General features: G+C 33.1%; 18 protein-coding genes. 1 reads left to right on the forward strand and 17 read right to left on the reverse strand.

The window, feature by feature from the left end; all coding sequences use genetic code 11:
• Positions 1 to 57: 57 nt before the first annotated feature.
• The 9 genes from MY490_RS15070 to spoIIGA all read right to left on the reverse strand — a co-directional run bounded on the left by MY490_RS15070 (position 58) and on the right by spoIIGA (position 6,999).
• Complete coding sequence (locus tag MY490_RS15070; RefSeq protein WP_248266444.1) at positions 58 to 831, reverse strand: YlmH family RNA-binding protein; 774 nt, start codon at positions 829 to 831, stop codon at positions 58 to 60.
• Between the two features lie 66 nt (positions 832 to 897).
• Entirely contained in the window at positions 898 to 1,158 is a 261-nt protein-coding gene (locus MY490_RS15075) for a YggT family protein (protein ID WP_248266445.1), read from the reverse strand.
• Positions 1,159 to 1,162: 4 nt separating this feature from the next.
• The gene (locus MY490_RS15080) at positions 1,163 to 1,657 is read right to left on the reverse strand and encodes a cell division protein SepF (RefSeq protein ID WP_248266446.1); all 495 of its coding nucleotides are present in this window, start codon (positions 1,655 to 1,657) and stop codon (positions 1,163 to 1,165) included.
• Between the two features lie 5 nt (positions 1,658 to 1,662).
• Positions 1,663 to 2,337 carry a YggS family pyridoxal phosphate-dependent enzyme gene (locus MY490_RS15085; protein ID WP_248266447.1) on the reverse strand — a complete coding sequence of 225 codons (675 nt, stop codon included), beginning with the start codon at positions 2,335 to 2,337 and terminating at the stop codon, positions 1,663 to 1,665.
• 4 nt (positions 2,338 to 2,341) lie between these two features.
• Positions 2,342 to 3,166, reverse strand: a complete 825-nt coding sequence (gene pgeF / locus MY490_RS15090) for a peptidoglycan editing factor PgeF (RefSeq protein WP_248266448.1) — start codon at positions 3,164 to 3,166, stop codon at positions 2,342 to 2,344.
• 245 nt (positions 3,167 to 3,411) lie between these two features.
• Entirely contained in the window at positions 3,412 to 3,693 is a 282-nt protein-coding gene (locus MY490_RS15095) for a YlmC/YmxH family sporulation protein (protein ID WP_248266449.1), read from the reverse strand.
• A 618-nt stretch (positions 3,694 to 4,311) separates the two neighbouring features.
• Positions 4,312 to 5,091, reverse strand: coding sequence for an RNA polymerase sporulation sigma factor SigG (sigG, locus tag MY490_RS15100; RefSeq protein WP_056471070.1), 780 nt, complete (start codon positions 5,089 to 5,091; stop codon positions 4,312 to 4,314).
• Between the two features lie 272 nt (positions 5,092 to 5,363).
• Complete coding sequence (sigE, locus tag MY490_RS15105; protein WP_069035602.1) at positions 5,364 to 6,083, reverse strand: RNA polymerase sporulation sigma factor SigE; 720 nt, start codon at positions 6,081 to 6,083, stop codon at positions 5,364 to 5,366.
• A gap of 10 nt (positions 6,084 to 6,093) precedes the next feature.
• Entirely contained in the window at positions 6,094 to 6,999 is a 906-nt protein-coding gene (spoIIGA, locus tag MY490_RS15110) for a sigma-E processing peptidase SpoIIGA (RefSeq protein ID WP_248269387.1), read from the reverse strand.
• A gap of 208 nt (positions 7,000 to 7,207) precedes the next feature.
• Here spoIIGA and MY490_RS15115 point away from each other — a divergent pair, with 208 nt between their 5' ends.
• Positions 7,208 to 7,876, forward strand: coding sequence for a class I SAM-dependent methyltransferase (locus MY490_RS15115; protein WP_248266450.1), 669 nt, complete (start codon positions 7,208 to 7,210; stop codon positions 7,874 to 7,876).
• 47 nt (positions 7,877 to 7,923) lie between these two features.
• Here MY490_RS15115 and ftsZ read toward each other — a convergent pair whose 3' ends face one another.
• The 8 genes from ftsZ to mraY form a co-directional block, all read right to left on the reverse strand.
• The gene (gene ftsZ, locus MY490_RS15120) at positions 7,924 to 9,066 is read right to left on the reverse strand and encodes a cell division protein FtsZ (protein WP_248266451.1); all 1,143 of its coding nucleotides are present in this window, start codon (positions 9,064 to 9,066) and stop codon (positions 7,924 to 7,926) included.
• Positions 9,067 to 9,101: 35 nt separating this feature from the next.
• A complete protein-coding gene (gene ftsA / locus MY490_RS15125) occupies positions 9,102 to 10,382 on the reverse strand; it encodes a cell division protein FtsA (protein WP_248266452.1) in 1,281 nt (426 codons plus the stop codon).
• A gap of 225 nt (positions 10,383 to 10,607) precedes the next feature.
• Positions 10,608 to 11,381, reverse strand: coding sequence for a cell division protein FtsQ/DivIB (locus MY490_RS15130; RefSeq protein ID WP_248266453.1), 774 nt, complete (start codon positions 11,379 to 11,381; stop codon positions 10,608 to 10,610).
• 170 nt (positions 11,382 to 11,551) lie between these two features.
• Entirely contained in the window at positions 11,552 to 12,460 is a 909-nt protein-coding gene (gene murB / locus MY490_RS15135; RefSeq protein WP_248266454.1) for a UDP-N-acetylmuramate dehydrogenase, read from the reverse strand.
• Positions 12,461 to 12,534: 74 nt separating this feature from the next.
• A complete protein-coding gene (murG, locus tag MY490_RS15140) occupies positions 12,535 to 13,626 on the reverse strand; it encodes an undecaprenyldiphospho-muramoylpentapeptide beta-N-acetylglucosaminyltransferase (protein WP_248266455.1) in 1,092 nt (363 codons plus the stop codon).
• Between the two features lie 227 nt (positions 13,627 to 13,853).
• A complete protein-coding gene (gene spoVE, locus MY490_RS15145) occupies positions 13,854 to 14,927 on the reverse strand; it encodes a stage V sporulation protein E (protein ID WP_248269388.1) in 1,074 nt (357 codons plus the stop codon).
• Positions 14,928 to 14,988: 61 nt separating this feature from the next.
• Positions 14,989 to 16,341: a UDP-N-acetylmuramoyl-L-alanine--D-glutamate ligase gene (gene murD, locus MY490_RS15150; protein WP_248266456.1), complete on the reverse strand. Its 1,353-nt coding sequence runs from the start codon at positions 16,339 to 16,341 to the stop codon at positions 14,989 to 14,991.
• The gene (mraY, locus tag MY490_RS15155; protein WP_248266457.1) at positions 16,342 to 17,316 is read right to left on the reverse strand and encodes a phospho-N-acetylmuramoyl-pentapeptide-transferase; all 975 of its coding nucleotides are present in this window, start codon (positions 17,314 to 17,316) and stop codon (positions 16,342 to 16,344) included. It lies immediately after the preceding gene.
• Between the last annotated feature and the right edge of the window lie 100 nt (positions 17,317 to 17,416).

A 17,416-nucleotide genomic window follows, 5' to 3' on the forward strand; every position in this document is an offset into this window, starting at 1 on the left:
TTATAGGTTATAATAAATTTTCGACAGTTTCTACGTTTTTCCTTCTACAATTTCTGACTATTTTTTAACACCGTAGTTAATCCGCCATTTATCTTTTTTTGATAAGCCATCAATTGACATTAACATTCCTCTACCAAAACCTTTGACAGAGAATAAATCTCCTTCTTCACATAAAAACGAAGTAGAATCAATAACTCGCTGATTTACTTTAACGTGTTCGGCTTTAATTAAGCTTTGAGCTTTTTGTCTCGAAATATTATAGAATTCACTCAATAAGACATCTAATCTTAGTGATGATACAGTGCCATTATTAGATTGCCAAATATCATCTGATTCAATCAATTCCTTAAATGAAATTCTCTTTAATTTAATTGGCGATTTTCCTACAGAATTTAAGTTACTTTCTACAAAACTTGCTATTTCATCAGCAACAATAACTTGGATCGTATCATTTTTAATTAGAATATCACCAAATTTCCCTCTTGTGATTCCTAAAGACATTAATGTTCCCAATACTTGCCGATGTGATAAAGTGTGAAATTTAGTTGCATAAACTAAGTCAAATGCAACCAAAGAATAATCCTCTTCAACTGGTGTATAAAAACTCGGATAAATAATTGCACGCTTTCGTTCACAATCCTCACGACCACCAAAAAAAGCGACAAAACAATCTCCTTGATGACCGATAATTGATTGCATAATCATTTGTTCTCTTAAATCAAGAAAATCTGTCAACTTAATAGAATAGCGTTCAACTGCTTCTACCTTCCAATTGAGAACCTTGTCTACGAAAACATGCTCTTCTTTTCGAAAATGATCATATATACTCATTAATGCAATCCTCTTTTTCATTAAACTCAATATTAATTAAAAAAGAGAACCTGTTAGATTCTCTTTTTAAAAGTAATGAGAAATACTTGCTATTCCATATCCAGCAAATTCTAAAGCAAATAATGCAATAATTGGTGAAAAATCAAACATACCGATTGACGGTACAATACGGCGGAACGGCTCTAAATATGGTTCTGATAACCTACCAATTAAGCGACCGAAGCCTGATTGTCTTATTTGAGGGAACCAAGATAAAATGATATGAATTACAATGACGTATCTATAGTATTGGATTAATTTGTATAAAATAACAAAAAGTAGATCCATTTAATTACCACCTTTTAACGGAATTGTCTTCCTCAAATAACATATCTGTAATTGTTCCAGAAATATCGATATTATCAGGTGTACAAATAAACGTATTTGTACCAATTTTTTTTATATCTCCACTTATTGCATAAACTGTACCACTTAAGAAATCAACAAAGCGTTTAGCTTGATCGATTTGCATTTGTTGTAAATTGATCACAACTGCTTTTTTTGATTTTAAATGGTCTGCAACATCTTGTGCTTCTGCATATTCACGCGGCTGCGCTAATACAACTTTTGACGACAATGAAGCTCCTCCTGGTATACTTACTAATTTTTGCTTTGATGCATTTCGCTCATGGTTAATTTCTTCATTTACATGTTTAGAAAATTGTTGTTGTTGATGCTGTTGTTGATATTGTTTCTGTTGCTGATGTTGTTGCTCTTCGTATTCATAATCATCTTCATACTCATCTTCCATTGCAAAAAAGTTTCTTACTTTCCCAATAATACTCATCTTCTCTACCTTCCCTTTCCTACTAAATCAGTACCTATTCTTATGAATGTAGCACCTTCTTCTATTGCTATCTCAAAATCATTAGACATCCCCATTGATAATTCAGAACATGGAATATTTGCAATCTGTAGATTTTTTACGTTTTCTTGTAGTTCCTTTAATCCTTTGAAACTATTTCGAATGATTGTTACATCCTCTGTAAATGGTGCCATTGTCATTAACCCAACAACTTGTATTTTATCAAATTCTGAAAGCTGTCTAGCAAATTCAATTACATCATTTGGATGTATACCATGCTTTGAGTCCTCTCCAGATACATTGACCTGTAGGAAACATTTTAATGGCTCTGCTGCTCTTTTTTGTATCTCTTCTGCTAAGGACAGTCGATCTAAAGAATGTAAGTAATCTATTCTATGTATTACGTCTTTTACTTTTCTAGTTTGAAGTGAACCAATAAAATGCCAAACAACATCACTTTTAATGTGTTCTTGTTTTTCTTTTAAACCTTCAAAACGGTTTTCGCCTAATTGAAGTATACCTTCAGCTAAAACTTCTTTAGCCACTTCAGTAGATACTTGTTTAGTAACAGCTATTAAAGTGACTTCATCATTTCGATTTGCTCTTACTTTGGCTGCATTCATTAGTTCTCTAATACGTTCATAATTTTGTTTGACTGTCATGATGCTAATTCCTCCAACCAATATAACTCATCATTCTTCCTGTTTTTCCACCATCTCTACGGTGAGAAAAAAATATGCTCGGGTTACAACTTGTACAATAATTTGTCATTATTATATTCTCTTCACTAATGCCCGATCTAATGAGTAATTGTTTGTTTGCTTCTTTTAAATTAAATTTGAATTTCCCGTTTTGTAAAGTGGTTAAAATATTAGTAGGAATCTTGTGTTCAAAAGCATCATTTAGCTTATTCATCACAAAATCATCCACTTCATAACAGCAATCACCAATTGATGGTCCGATTGCAACTTGGATATTATTTAGTTGTAAGTTTTCTTCTTTAATCAATTTTTCGATTAAACGTCCGCCAATGTTTTGAACAGTACCTTTCCAACCTGCATGAGCTAAACCAATAAATTTACTCGTTGGTTCAAGAAAATACAATGGAACACAATCTGCATAACAAGAAGTTAATAATATATTTTCCTCATTCGTATAAAAACCATCTGTTGTCTTGATGCTAGTTTCGTAATCAGTAACACCTTTGCCACAATCTTTTTTTGTTACCTTCACGACATTATTCCCATGAACTTGTTCTGAACAAACCCATTTCGTCTTTGAAAAATCTAATTTACTCGCAAGGACTTCTCTATTCTCAACGACAATATCCTTCGAGTCATTTACATGTAATCCAAGATTAAAAGAAGTGAAACAACCTTGGCTAACTCCATCATTTTTTGTTGTAAATCCAGCAACTAAATGTTTGTATGAGTCTTCCCAAGGTTGAATCATAAAAGTACTTTCAGTCGATTGAATGAAGCTCTCTTTCATATTTATAAGACCTCACAGAAACTAATTTAGTAAATATATATGTAAACCAGTTGATGGTTTCCTATATTTTACCATAGATTTCACATTTTTGATTATTTTTGACAAAACACACTTATTTTTTTCACATTGAAAAATTAAATTAGCTGCAAGGAATCGTAATCGCGTGGTAACCAATTATAAGAATAAAGTAAAAGTGCAACTACACCCCATTCATCGCCTAAAAACTCGTCAGTCAACGAGCTTTTTTATCTGTATTTAACTGGACTTGCTTGGTTTTCATCCAAATCCACAGATGAACGATATTTTACCAAAATAACATCTTCACCTATTTTCACAATATCATTCCAATAAATTGTCATTTCCTCTTCTTTACTAAAAAAATTTAAGCCCTTCCCTGGCTTTGTTAAAATAATAGATGTGATTTTTCCATTAGATTGATCAATATCTAAATCAACAATATTGCCTAATTTCTTTCCATCAGCAACATTTACAACGTCTTTAACTTGAAAATCTGAAATTCTGGCCATTTTACTTCACCATCCTTTTTTATAAAATATATGAAGTAAGGGCCAAACATCATGATAAAATTCAAATAAAAATGTGTTAGACAAGGTTGTTCGATGCTGATCCATTGTCTAACACATTAATATCGTATTTTCATTCTTCCAGTTTAACTAACTATTTAGTAGTTATTGGATTATTTAGTTTATCTATTTTTTTGTTTTTTAAATTTCATTCATTGTAATATGTAATTCATTATACAGGAAATGAAGCTTGATTGAAGTCGGGCTCCTTATACGATTTCTAGCTCCTCGAGGTCATAAGCCAATTTCCGCTAAAGGTTAAAAGTTACTTTGCTTTTGAGTAATTACTCTTTATTCAGGGAAAGAAACAGTATGATGTCTAGCTCCGGCTCCTAGCTCCTCGAGGTCATAAGTCGAAGCCCGATGAAAGTAAAAAGCAACTTTCCTCCGTCTTCGCCTTATGCTTGTCGGAGCTGAACAGTCGCCTCCGCTTTTCGTTATGTCTAGCTCCGGCTCCTAGCCCCTCGAGGTCATAAGTCGAAGCCCGATGAAAGTAAAAAGCAACTTTCCTCCGTCTTCGTCTTATGCTTGTCGGGGCTGAACAGTCGCCTCCGCTTTTCGTTATCCCTGTATATTTTTGTTCATTTGTTTTATTGCTGATTTTTCTAGTCTGGATACTTGTGCTTGGGAAATTCCGATTTCTTCGGCAACTTCCATTTGTGTTTTTCCTTGGAAGAATCTTTTGCTTATGATCATTTTTTCTCGATCGTTTAGTCGTTTCATTCCTTCACGTAGTGCCAGTTCTTCAACCCATTGCTCGTCCTTATTTTTATCATCACTTAGCTGATCCATTACAAAGATTGGATCTCCGCCATCATTATATATCGGTTCAAATAACGAGACTGGGTCTTGAATTGCATCTAATGCAAAGACGATTTCTTCATGTGTTACGCCTAGTACTTCTGCGATTTGGACAGGAGTTGGTTCTTTTGAATTCTCTGCTAATAATCGCTCTCTAACTTGTAATGCTTTATAAGCAATGTCTCTTAATGATCTAGACACTCTTATTGGGTTATTATCCCTTAAATATCTTCTTATTTCACCAATAATCATAGGTACAGCATACGTCGAAAATTTTACATTTTGGCTTAAATCAAAATTATCAATAGACTTCATAAGACCTATGCAGCCTACTTGAAATAAGTCATCCACAAATTCTCCGCGATTATTGAAACGCTGAATAACACTTAGGACAAGTCGCAAATTACCGTTTACGATTGTTTCTCTTGCGCTTCGATCACCGCTTTGCATTGCATGAAATAACTTACGCATCTCATCATTCTTTAAAACTGGAAGCTTTGATGTATCTACACCGCATATTTCTACTTTGTTTCGTGTCATGATGTTCCCTCCTACTTGGAGTTGCTGTACTATAGGTAAGTATCTCCTTCGGTGGAAAATTTATGCACAAAATAAAGTATACAAAAATAATAAATTCAGGACTAAAATAGCATAGCAATTTGAGATAAAACTAGGATTTTCTAAGCTTAATTAATGAAATTTAGCAGGTATGACGAATGAAAATATTTTTTTAAATTTTTTTGATTACCCTTCATACATAGAAAAAAACCGATTAGTATTTGAAAAATCAAATCTAATCGGTTCTTAAATTTTTAAACCATTTTATTAAACTCTTTTCGAAGCCTTTTAATAATACGTTTTTCTAATCGTGAAATATATGATTGAGATATTCCAAGCATATCAGCTACATCTTTTTGGGTTTTTTCTTCAGTTCCATCTAGTCCAAATCGTAGTTCCATTATTTGTTTTTCACGATCATTCAGTTGATCTAATGCCTTTGTTAATAATGATTTATCGACATTGGCTTCTAAGTCCTTCGTTATGATATCGTCTTCTGTACCTAATACATCAGAAAGTAATAATTCATTTCCATCCCAATCAATATTTAATGGTTCATCAAATGAGACTTCAGAACGGTTTTTATTATTTCTACGTAAATGCATCAGAATTTCATTTTCGATACATCTTGAAGCATAAGTTGCCAATTTAATTTTCTTTTCAGGATTAAAGGTATTAACGGCTTTTATCAATCCGATTGTACCAATGCTAATTAGATCCTCAATATTAATGCCCGTATTTTCAAACTTTCTAGCAATATACACTACTAATCGTAGATTTCTTTCAATTAATAGTGATCTAGCACCTAAATCTCCATTCGGTAGTTTCTGTAAAAGCTTTTCTTCTTCTTCCCTAGTCAAAGGAGGTGGTAATGCTTCACTTCCCCCAATGTAGTATACTTCGTCGGCTTTCAAACCAAGCTTTACTAATAGCTTATACAAACCTAACTTTAGTTTTAAGAACAATCGATTCATTTTCTACCTCCTATGCAATTTCATTAATTGTTCCCTGCATCATTTTTGGATGAAGGATACATTCATATAAATTGTCTGAAGACAAAGTAACATGACTCAATCCAACTAAAACCGAACTCGATGAATACCATTTCCCATTAATTTTCAATTTAACAACAGTAGGTTTTATTGCGACGAGGAATTGATTACTTTGGCCAATACTTTTATAAGGTATATAAGTTCCTTGAAAAAAACTTAAGACATCGAGTGCTTCTGTATTATGTAATGTATTTTCAGAGTCTCTAACTAACTTTACTAGTTCGATAGGTAATCCATAATCACTAGTGGAACAATCTAAAATAATAACTGGTTTCCTAGAAAGCGGTTCATGTAGAGAGTTACCACTATCCATTAACCCTCTAATTTTAATCGAAGTGTTCCGCCACACAATTTCCATTTCATACATTTCATTCAATTTCCATTTTGTAAACGAGATTTGATTAATCGATTTTCTAGCGTAAAATATGACAATTGGGAGCATTCCAATTACAAAATACCAGCTAACAGGATCACCATAAAAGGATGATTTGGTTAAATTTGATTCATTAGTAGCAAATAAATAATGTAAGCCTAATAATGCGCCACCTAAAATGAATGTTGAAAAATAGAAGATACTTAATAGCTGTAAAAAAGTGATAATCCGTTGCCTTCCAAATGCAAAAAATACGATAAAAAACGATAATAATATTTTCATAAAAGGTGAGCCAAAAACATATGCATAAGGAGTAAACGTCATTAGAACAACGATTGAACCTAATAGTGCTCCTAACAATGACCGCAAAATAGATACATTTCTTTTTAGAATTAAGCCTGTCAACTGAATGATCAAGAAATCCATTAACAAGTTTAATAACCAAACAAGATCGCCATATATCACCAATTTTGTTCGCCATCCTCTATAGAATATTAGACTATTCATTTATATGTAAGTATAGGATGAGCACAGTAAGAAGTCTGTCAAAAAAAGGAAGCTTTATTGAAGAGTTTTTCGACAATACATTTTCGAAATATGGATTGGACAGGTCTATATTTAATAGTAATCTTTCACTTTATTCTATTAAATCTGCCCAATAAGGAGTGAGGATTTGGATAGCTGGATATTTCATTCACCCATTTTTGAGTTTGACAAAACTAATCCATCAATAAGACAACACTCTGCCTGGAAAGGTCACGCTAAATTTGCTTACGATTTAGTTCAATTCGTGAAACCAAAAAAAATTGTAGAATTAGGTACCCACTTTGGCTTTTCTTTTTTCTGTTTTTGTCAAAGTGTGAAAGATCATAATCTGTCATGTGAATGTTTTGCAGTTGATACTTGGCAAGGTGATCTGCATAGTGGATTGTATAGTAATGAAGTTTTTGATACGGTACTTGAAGTTGTTCAAAAGCATTATCAGAAAGAAGCTAAAATGTTCCGTAAATCTTTCGACGAAGCAATTCAGAATTTTGAAGATAATACCATCGACATACTTCATATTGACGGGTTTCATACTTTTGAAGCTGTGCTCCATGATTACACTACTTGGCTACCAAAAGTATCTCAAGAAGGAATTGTTTTAATTCATGATACTGAAGTACGAATTCAAGATTTTGGGGTTTATAAATTTTGGGAAGGCATTAAACAAAAACTCCCATCTTTTGAATTTACACACTCATATGGTTTAGGTGTTTTATTCCCTAAAGGCTGTAACAAAAAGTTCAAGAGTGTCTTTAGTGAGCTAACTAATTTACAAAATCACTACTCCAAAGAATAAAAAACCAAGATAAGAGAATTTATCTTATCTTGGTTTTTTTACATTTATTAGCGTCTTTTACGATTACGTAAAAACGCTGGAATATCTAAGTCATCAAGACTCGTTACATTTTTAGTCGTTTCTACAACCGGAGCTTCTTCGCGGATTGGTTCGCGTTTAATAGTTGGTTGTGGAGCTTGGGTAGGTGTTGAAATTGTTTGTCTCGCCATTGGTTTTGGAGTAGGCGGTGCTGTAACAACACCTTCAAATCCAGTCGCAATAACCGTTACAATAATTTCATCCTTTAAGTTTTCATTGATTACAGAACCGAAAATCATATTTACTTCTGCATCACATGCAGTCGATACGATATCTGCTGCTTCTTGCACTTCATATAAACTTAAGTTAGTACCACCAGTGATATTCATAAGTACACCTTGTGCACCATTAATTGAAGTTTCTAATAATGGACTAGAAATAGCCTTTTTAGCTGCTTCTGCCGCACGGTTTTCTCCACCAGCAACACCGATACCCATTAATGCAGAACCTTTATTAGACATAATTGTCTTAACATCTGCAAAGTCAAGGTTAATTAATCCCGGAACAGCGATTAAGTCAGAAATACCTTGAACCCCTTGACGAAGTACATTATCTGCTTCGCGGAATGCTTCTAGCATTGGGGTATTACGATCAACGATTTCTAATAATCGGTCATTAGGAATAACAATTAAAGTATCAACGCTTTCCTTCATTGCAGCGATTCCAGTTGCCGCTTGAGTTGAACGTTTTCTACCTTCAAATGTAAATGGACGAGTAACTACACCTACAGTTAATGCACCTAATTCTTTTGCTACTTGTGCAATTACTGGAGCTGCACCTGTTCCTGTACCTCCACCCATTCCAGCAGTTACGAATACCATGTCAGCTCCTTTAAGAGCTTCTTGTAATTGTTCTCTACTTTCTTCTGCTGCTTTTTTACCTACCTCTGGATTAGCTCCCGCCCCTAAACCACGAGTAAGTTTGCCACCGATTTGCATTTTCACTTCAGCTTTTGATAGATTAAGAGCTTGTGCATCAGTATTCACAGCAATAAAATCTACACCTTGTACTCCATGTTCAATCATTCGGTTTACGGCGTTGTTTCCTCCACCACCTACACCTATTACTTTTATCTTCGCTAAAGCATCTACATTTGTATCAAAATCTAACATGATTGATCCCCCTACTTTTCAAATTCATCACAAATTTAATCCCATAAATATTTAAAAATGCTTTTAACTTTACTCATGACGCGCTCTTCATCCTGCTGTTTTGGTTTTGTATTTGAATTTGAAACAGCTACAGGTTTTCGTTCATTTGATTCGAATGCAATATTAGAGCTAAGTTTTTTTCCACGCATTTTTGATTTATAAAAAGCATACTTGATTAGACCTACGCCAGTAATGTATTGAGGTTCTCTTACTCCAATATAATCTGGTGTTGCAACCCTTACATTATTTTTAAATACCTTTTGAGCTAAATCGATTACACCAGTCATTGTAACTGTACCACCAGTTAGAACAAATCCACCTGGTAAATTGCTTCCCCTCATTCTTACAAGCTCATTTTGAACCATAATGAAGATTTCTTCTAATCTAGCTTCAATAATATCAGAAATTTCTTGCTGACTGTATTGTTGATGTTGTTCACTACCCATTATTGGTACACTTAATACTTCTTCAGGTAATGCAGTATCATAAAAGGCATGTCCAAATTTCACTTTAATTTTTTCTGCATCTTCAGTTGAAGTTTTCAGTCCAATTGATATATCTTTTGTAATATGGTCTCCTCCAACAGGTAGGACTGAAGTTGCCATTAATACTCCTTCTCTAAAAAGAGAAATTGTAGTTGAGCCTCCACCGATATCAACAAGTGCTACACCTAAGTTTTTCTCATCCTGCTTTAGTCCTATCGTACTTGCAGCCATAGGTTGTAGACATATATCCGTTACTTCTAACCCCGCTTTTTCAACACAACGAAGTATATTATGTACTAGAGTTCTTGAACCAGTGATTAATGTACCTTCCATTTCCAATCGTACACCAATCATTCCTCTTGGGTCTTTTACCTCAGAAAGGCCATCAACAATGTATTCATGTGGAACAACATCGATAATTTCTCTTTCCGGTGGTATAGAAATTACTTGAGCCTGATCCATTACTCTTAAAACATCTTCATTGTCAATTTCTTTATTTTCTTTAGAAACTGCTACTACGCCGTTAGTACTAATCAATTGCACTTGATTCGCACTAACCCCTACAATTACTTTGTCAATATGAATGCCAACCATTCTTTCTGCTTGATCAATTGCTTTTTTGATTGATTTGACTGTTTCATCTATATCAACTATTGACCCACGTTTTAAGCCTGAAGATTTAACATTACCAACACCGATAATGTTAAGTGTGTCGTTAACTAGTTCTCCTATGATTACTTTAATTGTTGAAGTTCCAACGTCAAGACTCACATAGATCTCATTGCTGTTCATGATGGCACCTCCTTTTTCTCTCTATCTATTATAATCGAGCATCAATTCATTCTTAAATATCATATATGACATCTATTCAACATTTACGGGGTTTTTCCTCTTTTTTTAAGTTTGATTTTTCATAATCTTTTTAATTTTTTTCATTATTTCTATTTAACTACTAGTCTACACTAACAAATAAAGTTAAAAAAGACTTGAAAGTACTGTTAACTAATGTTAATTCAACTATTTGTTATCAGTACTATAAGGAGAATCAGTACTATAAGGAGAAAAATACGCACCAACTTCTAAATGGATAACCCCTTTTTGATCTTTAGGTATTGACTTTAAAATTAATGGGTAATTTGACATTTTATTTGAGAATTTTCGAATCGTTGTCCTTACTTCATACCCTTCATTTGTAAACACCGTTATTAACAAAGGATCATCCTTACTTGGAGTATAATCTATTTCAGAAATTGAATGAAATATACTTTGTGGCATTTTTTTCAATTCCGCAGCCATTTCCTGCAACTCGTCTCCTTGTTTCCAACCAATTAAATCAGGTGCTGTAGTATTTCCTAGTGAATTTTTCTCTTTAATAAGGACTCCGCTTTCTAACAATAGATACTTTTTCCCGCTGAATAAACCTTGTCCAACAGGCTGAAATTCTTTTACATCGATTTCTACTTTATTAGGAAATCTTTTATGTACGATTGCAGATTGAATTGTGTTTAGACTTTCAAGCTGATCTACTACCCTTTTTGACCTAATTGTCAAAAAGCTATCATCAACGCTAACATCGGCTAATTTTTGAATTTCTTTATCAGAGTACAGTTGGTTTCCATTAATTACTAAGTGAATTTTTGAACCAATTGATGTTTGGAAATACAATACACATAAGAGCAAAGAAAAAAACACAAGAATTGTGACCAGTAATCGCATATTTGCTTTTTTACGTTTTTTATTACGTAAAACAGGTACACGGTCTTCTAAACTAATAATCTTATTTTCCTGCATAAATATGCCTCCATTATCAATGTTCAACTAAAAATACCTTTTTAATTTACTTTTGCTTAAGAAGTAATTTAAGAATAATAAAAAATAGAATAGCAAATGAATGCCATTCTATCTTGGTCATCATATGCTATGTAAATTATAGCATATAATATGGTTAGTTTAGAAGAAACTTACATTTTTTTCCCAACAATTTCTACTTCTGTTTCAAGTTGCACATTAAATTTTTCTAATATAGTTTTCTTAATATATGCTATTAAATCTAATACATCTTTTGAAGTGGCATTTCCAGCATTTACAATAAAGTTACCATGCATTTCAGAAACCTTCGCACCACCAATTTGATATCCTTTTAAATCAGCACGTTCAATTAAATTACCAGCATACAGTGGTAATGGATTACGGAAAATACTTCCAGCACATGGATAATTCCATGGTTGTGTTTCTCTTCGATAATCTTTGTTTTTTTGCATTAAAGCAGTAGAAGCTTCTTTTGATCCCTCTTGAAGCTGAAGTTCTGCTTCTAATACAAATCCTTTACGTTTATGTTGTAAAACTGAAGTTCGATAAGAAAAGTCTAATTCTTCATTTGATAGCCATTCCATTGTTCCATCGGGAAATAGAATATGTGCCCTAGAAGTAATAGTTGAAAAATCGGATTGATGCGCACCTGCATTCATATATACACCGCCACCAACACTACCAGGAATTCCACTTGCAAACTCTAGACCAGATAATCCTTTTCTACTTAGTTGAGTAGCTAAACGAATAACTGAATATCCTGCACCTACAACTACTTTTGTACCTTCTACTTCAATATGGTCTAAGCAATCACTAATTTTTATTACGACACCTTCAATACCTTGATCCGATACAAGTAAATTTGATCCTCTACCAATTACAGTCACATTTACTTCATGTTCATTTGCAAGGTTAATAATCTCTTTAATTTCATTCACAGTTTTAGGAATGACCAAATACTCAGCTGGTCCTCCAATTTTCATTGTCGTATGATTTGCTAAAGGCTCATTTATTAGAAGACTCGAGTCATTTAATATTTCCTTTAATTTTGATTCAAACATTCGTCATTTTCCCCCTTTAGCTTATAGTATCCTCTATTATATTTTTATTTTATTTCAAACTTGTTCGTGCAAGTTCATTTACTTATTTTCTCTAAAACATTTACTAGTTTTTTTGCAGCATCTGGTACACCCATTTTTAATGATGCATTTTTCATCTCTTCAAGTTTAATAGGATTTAGTAATACTTTTTCAATTTCAGTTACTAAATATTCACTATTAAAGTTTTTTTCCAATATAACAATTGCCGCACCATTTTTCTCGAGTGATCTAGCATTAACTTCTTGATGATTATTCGTTACATATGGGCTTGGTATTAGAATACTAGGTTTTCCTAATGCAGTTAATTCTGCTAATGTAGTTGCTCCTGCTCTTGATACGACTAAATCCACTTCTCTTAATATTTCAGGCATATTATGTAAAAATGGTTTAACCACTACATTTTCAGGGTTACCTACTTTATTTATTTCCTCAATGACAGAATCGTAATGCACTTCGCCTGTTACATAAATCATTTGGTAATCTTTTTCACCTAATTGATTGACACTTTTTAAAAAGGCTTGATGAATCGGTCTTGCTCCCCTCGAACCACCAACAATTAGTACTGTGCGTTTACCTGATTTTAATCCTAATGTTTCTAATACGGCTGGATTTGATTCTCCAAGTACTTCAGAAGCCCTCGGGTTTCCAGTAAACACTACTTTCTCTTTATTAAAATAGTCAGCAACCTCTTCAAAACAAATTGCAACTTTTGTTACATAACGATTTAAGAACTTATTTGTTAGTCCCGGTATACTATTTTGTTCATGTATAACTGTCGGAATCCCTAGTTTTGCTGCAGCGTAAACTACAGGACCACAAACATATCCACCTGTTCCAACGACTACATCTGGCTTAAATTCACGAATTATTTTCTTACTATCTGATACACCCTTTAAGAATCGATAGACTGTTTTAAAATTCTCGAATGATATGCTTCTCTTGAACCCTGTAATAACAATAGATTTAAAAGGTATGTGTGCTTTAGATACAATCCCTTTTTCTAATCCATTTTCTGTACCAACATATAAACATTCTACATTGGAATCTTGTTTTTTTAACTCTTTAATTAGCGCAAGTGCTGGATAAATATGACCACCAGTACCCCCACCACTAACTAAAATTTTCATAAAGATCCTCCTAAATTACAATACATAAATAACTTGAAGCAGTTTAAGTAGTTATTATACCAATTTTATCACTATCATTCTAATTGTTTTTTCTATAAAAATAAAGAAAACGTACCAATTGGAAAGTAAATAGGCAAGAACATATTACTTTACTACATAAAAAAGAACGACTCATCTTTGAAAAATTCAAGTACAATATGTACTTGTTTCAATTTGAGTCGGTCCTTTTATGTACGCGCATGTCTACTAATATTTAATAATACACCTACGGCTAGTAGCATTAATGTTAGAGATGAACCACCATAGCTTAAAAATGGTAAGGTAATCCCTGTAACTGGCATTAAGCCTATTACAACGCCTATATTAATCATTACTTGTATTGCAATCATTGAGACAATTCCTACTGCTAAAAAAGTACCGAATAAATCAGGAGCACTTAAAGCAATTCGGATCCCTCTCCAAAGTAATAAAGAGAATAATAAGATGACAAAAGTTCCGCCAATAAATCCTAACTCTTCTGATAGAATCGCAAAGATGAAATCAGTTTGTGGTTCAGGTAAATACATAAACTTTTGTCTACTTTGTCCTAATCCTAACCCAAATAATCCACCAGGACCAATTGCATATAGTGATTGAATAATTTGGAATCCAGTTCCTAATGGATCAGACCATGGATCTAGAAATGATGTAATCCTTTTTATTCGATATGGAGCAGAAGCTATTAGGGCAACAAATCCTGCAACCCCAACAATACCCAATCCCATAAAATGAGAAATTCTCGCTCCAGCTACGAATATGATGATTACACAAGTACCTACCATTACTGTACCTGTTCCTAAATCTGGTTGTAGCATAATTAAACCAAATGCCAAAAACACAAGACCTAATGTTGGTACAAGACCTTTTTTAAAAGACGTAATATTTTTCTGATTATCTGCTAAGTATTTTGATAGAAAGACCATCATTCCAAGTTTCATAAACTCAGAGGGCTGGATCGAGAATGCACCGATTCCAATCCAACTTCGTGCACCACCTCGTACTAGACCAACACCTGGTACTAGTACAAGTACCAACAAGATAAAACAAGCGATTAATATTTTTTTTGCATGTGTTTTGAAAAGCCAGTAGTCGATATTTGAAACAACAAACATTCCAACTACTCCAACTCCAGCAAATAATAATTGCCGTTTAGCAAAAAAGAACGAATCATGAAACTTATAAGATGCCCATATTGCACTAGCACTGTAAACCATAATCATACCTACTGTTAATAATGATAGCGTAACGAGAACAAGAATCATGTCAGGACTATTTTTCTTTGTTGGCACTTAAATACACCTCAACTTTTGAATTAAACAAGCCTTACATTAACTTATGCACTGCTTGTATAAATTTATTACCACGTTCTTCAAAAGTCTTAAATTGATCCCAGCTTGCGCAAGCAGGTGACAATAAAATAATATCTCCAACTTCTGAATGAGCGAACGCTTCATTTACAGCATCTTCAACATTATCTACCGATTTTACTGCTTTCATTCCTGCTTTTTCTGCTGATTCAATTAATTTTTCTGCTGTTTGACCATAAGTGACCATTTTTTTAACATTTTTAAAATAAGGAATTAAATCGTCAAAACCATTTCCACGATCTAATCCACCAGCTATTAAAATGACTGGTTTTTGAAAAGAAGAAATTGCTTTTTGTGTTGCTAAAATATTAGTAGCTTTTGAATCATTATAAAACTTTCTCTTATTTATTTCTGTTACAAACTGAAGTCGGTGCTCTACACCAGTGAAAGTTGTTAACACCTTTTCAATTGCATCGTTTTCAACATCTAGAAGTTTAGAAATTGCTACTGCTGCTAATATATTTTCTAAATTATGTTTACCTGGTAAGACAATTTTTTCAACTTCAATCACTTTTTTCTCTTTAAAATAAACATAGCCATTTTGAACATATGCACCATCTTGCATAATTTTAGTTGTAGAGAATGGAATAATTTTCGCTCTAATTTGAGAAGCCATTGCCATTACATTCTCATCATCAAAATTAACGACAGCAAAATCATTTTCTGTTTGATTTTTAAATATATTGGCTTTTGCCTTAATATACTCATCTTTTGTACCATGATAGTCTAAATGTGCTTCGAAAATATTTGTGATTAATGAAATTTTTGGTCGGAAACTTTCGATTCCCATTAATTGGAATGAAGAAAGTTCAGTTACAATAATATTATCTTCTTTTGCATTTTCAGCAACTTCACATGCAACAGTACCAATATTTCCTGCAACAAGAGGTTTTTTATTGCCTTCTTGCAGCATATTTAGTGCTAAAGTAGTCGTTGTCGTTTTCCCATTTGAGCCTGTAATTCCGATAAATGGTGCTTCACTTATTAAATATGCAAGCTCTATTTCCGTATAAATCGGAATATTACGTTTTACAGCTTCTATTAATAATGGATTTGTATATGGAATTCCTGGATTTTTGACGATACAAAATGGTTGATCATCTAATAATGATAGTGGATGCTCACCACAAACTACGTTAAAACCTTCACTTTTTAGCTTTTGTGCGATTTCATTTTGTTCAAAAGGAGTTCGATCATTAACAGTTACAGTCGCACCTAATTTTTTTAATAATTTACTAGCTGCATACCCGCTCTTTGCCATTCCTAATACTAATACATTTTTATTTTGAAAGTTCGATATGTTATTCAATTACATCCACACCTCAATATAGATTCCTAATAATGCAAAAAGTAATCCTACAAACCAAAATGTTACGACTACACGCCATTCTGACCATCCAGATAATTCATAATGATGGTGCAGAGGACTCATTTTAAATACCCTTTTACCAGTTGCTTTAAAAGATGCAACTTGAATCATTACTGATAATGTTTCAATAACAAAAATACCACCTATAATAACAAGTAAAATTTCTAAGTGTGTAATGATTGCAATTGCAGCAAGCGCCCCACCTAATGCTAAAGAGCCCGTATCTCCCATAAAGACCTTTGCAGGGTGTGCATTAAATACTAAGAAACCTAATACAGCACCTACAACTGCGATTGAAAATATTGCCACATCAAGCTGTTGTTGGTTATAAGCAAGTACGGCATATGCACCAAATGCGATTGCTGCTGTACCTGACACAAGGCCATCTAATCCATCTGTTAAATTTACAGCGTTTGAAGTACCAACTAGCATAAAGATAATTAATAATACATAAATAAAGCCTAAATCAAATGAATAATGTGTCCCAGGTATCGAAATAGATGTAGAAATTCCCATTGCACGGATTGCAAAAAAGACAATGATTGACACAATAACTTGGCAAATGAATTTTTGTTTAGATGTTAGTCCTAGGTTTCTTTTTTTAACAACCTTAATATAGTCATCTAAAAATCCAATTACGCCAAAACAAATTGTGACAAATAATAATACATATGTACGTGTTGATAAAACATCAAAATACATAGAAATTAAAAGCGCAGATAAACTTAAAGCAATTAATATGATAATCCCACCCATAGTTGGGGTTCCTGATTTCTTTTTATGAGATTGTGGACCTTCGTCTCGAATACTCTGTCCAAATTTAAGCTTTCTTAAGTACGGTATAAAAATAGGCGATAAAATGACTGCAATGATAAATGCTGAAATCATAGCAACTAAAATTGACGGTTCTAGCATTATACGCCCTCCTTTCTAAGTTCTCTTCTTTGTTGTTTACTTAATAGTTTAATTCTTTTATAAAGAATTATGAAATCAATTTTTCACATTACAAAGAAGA

The organism is Gottfriedia acidiceleris, assembly GCF_023115465.1.
In the GTDB taxonomy this organism is placed as follows: Bacteria; Bacillota; Bacilli; order Bacillales; family Bacillaceae_G; genus Gottfriedia; species Gottfriedia acidiceleris_B.

Coding starts and splice junctions, on each gene's coding strand:
- MY490_RS15075 (WP_248266445.1), bottom strand. CDS start 1,158: ATGGATCTACTTTTTGTTATTTTATACAAATTAATCCAATACTATAGA.
- sigG (WP_056471070.1), bottom strand. CDS start 5,091: ATGACACGAAACAAAGTAGAAATATGCGGTGTAGATACATCAAAGCTT.
- spoVE (WP_248269388.1), bottom strand. CDS start 14,927: ATGATTCTTGTTCTCGTTACGCTATCATTATTAACAGTAGGTATGATT.
- MY490_RS15080 (WP_248266446.1), bottom strand. CDS start 1,657: ATGAGTATTATTGGGAAAGTAAGAAACTTTTTTGCAATGGAAGATGAG.
- murB (WP_248266454.1), bottom strand. CDS start 12,460: ATGTTTGAATCAAAATTAAAGGAAATATTAAATGACTCGAGTCTTCTA.
- MY490_RS15130 (WP_248266453.1), bottom strand. CDS start 11,381: ATGCAGGAAAATAAGATTATTAGTTTAGAAGACCGTGTACCTGTTTTA.
- MY490_RS15095 (WP_248266449.1), bottom strand. CDS start 3,693: ATGGCCAGAATTTCAGATTTTCAAGTTAAAGACGTTGTAAATGTTGCT.
- ftsZ (WP_248266451.1), bottom strand. CDS start 9,066: ATGTTAGATTTTGATACAAATGTAGATGCTTTAGCGAAGATAAAAGTA.
- sigE (WP_069035602.1), bottom strand. CDS start 6,083: ATGAATCGATTGTTCTTAAAACTAAAGTTAGGTTTGTATAAGCTATTA.
- mraY (WP_248266457.1), bottom strand. CDS start 17,316: ATGCTAGAACCGTCAATTTTAGTTGCTATGATTTCAGCATTTATCATT.
- murG (WP_248266455.1), bottom strand. CDS start 13,626: ATGAAAATTTTAGTTAGTGGTGGGGGTACTGGTGGTCATATTTATCCA.
- pgeF (WP_248266448.1), bottom strand. CDS start 3,166: ATGAAAGAGAGCTTCATTCAATCGACTGAAAGTACTTTTATGATTCAA.
- MY490_RS15070 (WP_248266444.1), bottom strand. CDS start 831: ATGAGTATATATGATCATTTTCGAAAAGAAGAGCATGTTTTCGTAGAC.
- ftsA (WP_248266452.1), bottom strand. CDS start 10,382: ATGAACAGCAATGAGATCTATGTGAGTCTTGACGTTGGAACTTCAACA.
- MY490_RS15085 (WP_248266447.1), bottom strand. CDS start 2,337: ATGACAGTCAAACAAAATTATGAACGTATTAGAGAACTAATGAATGCA.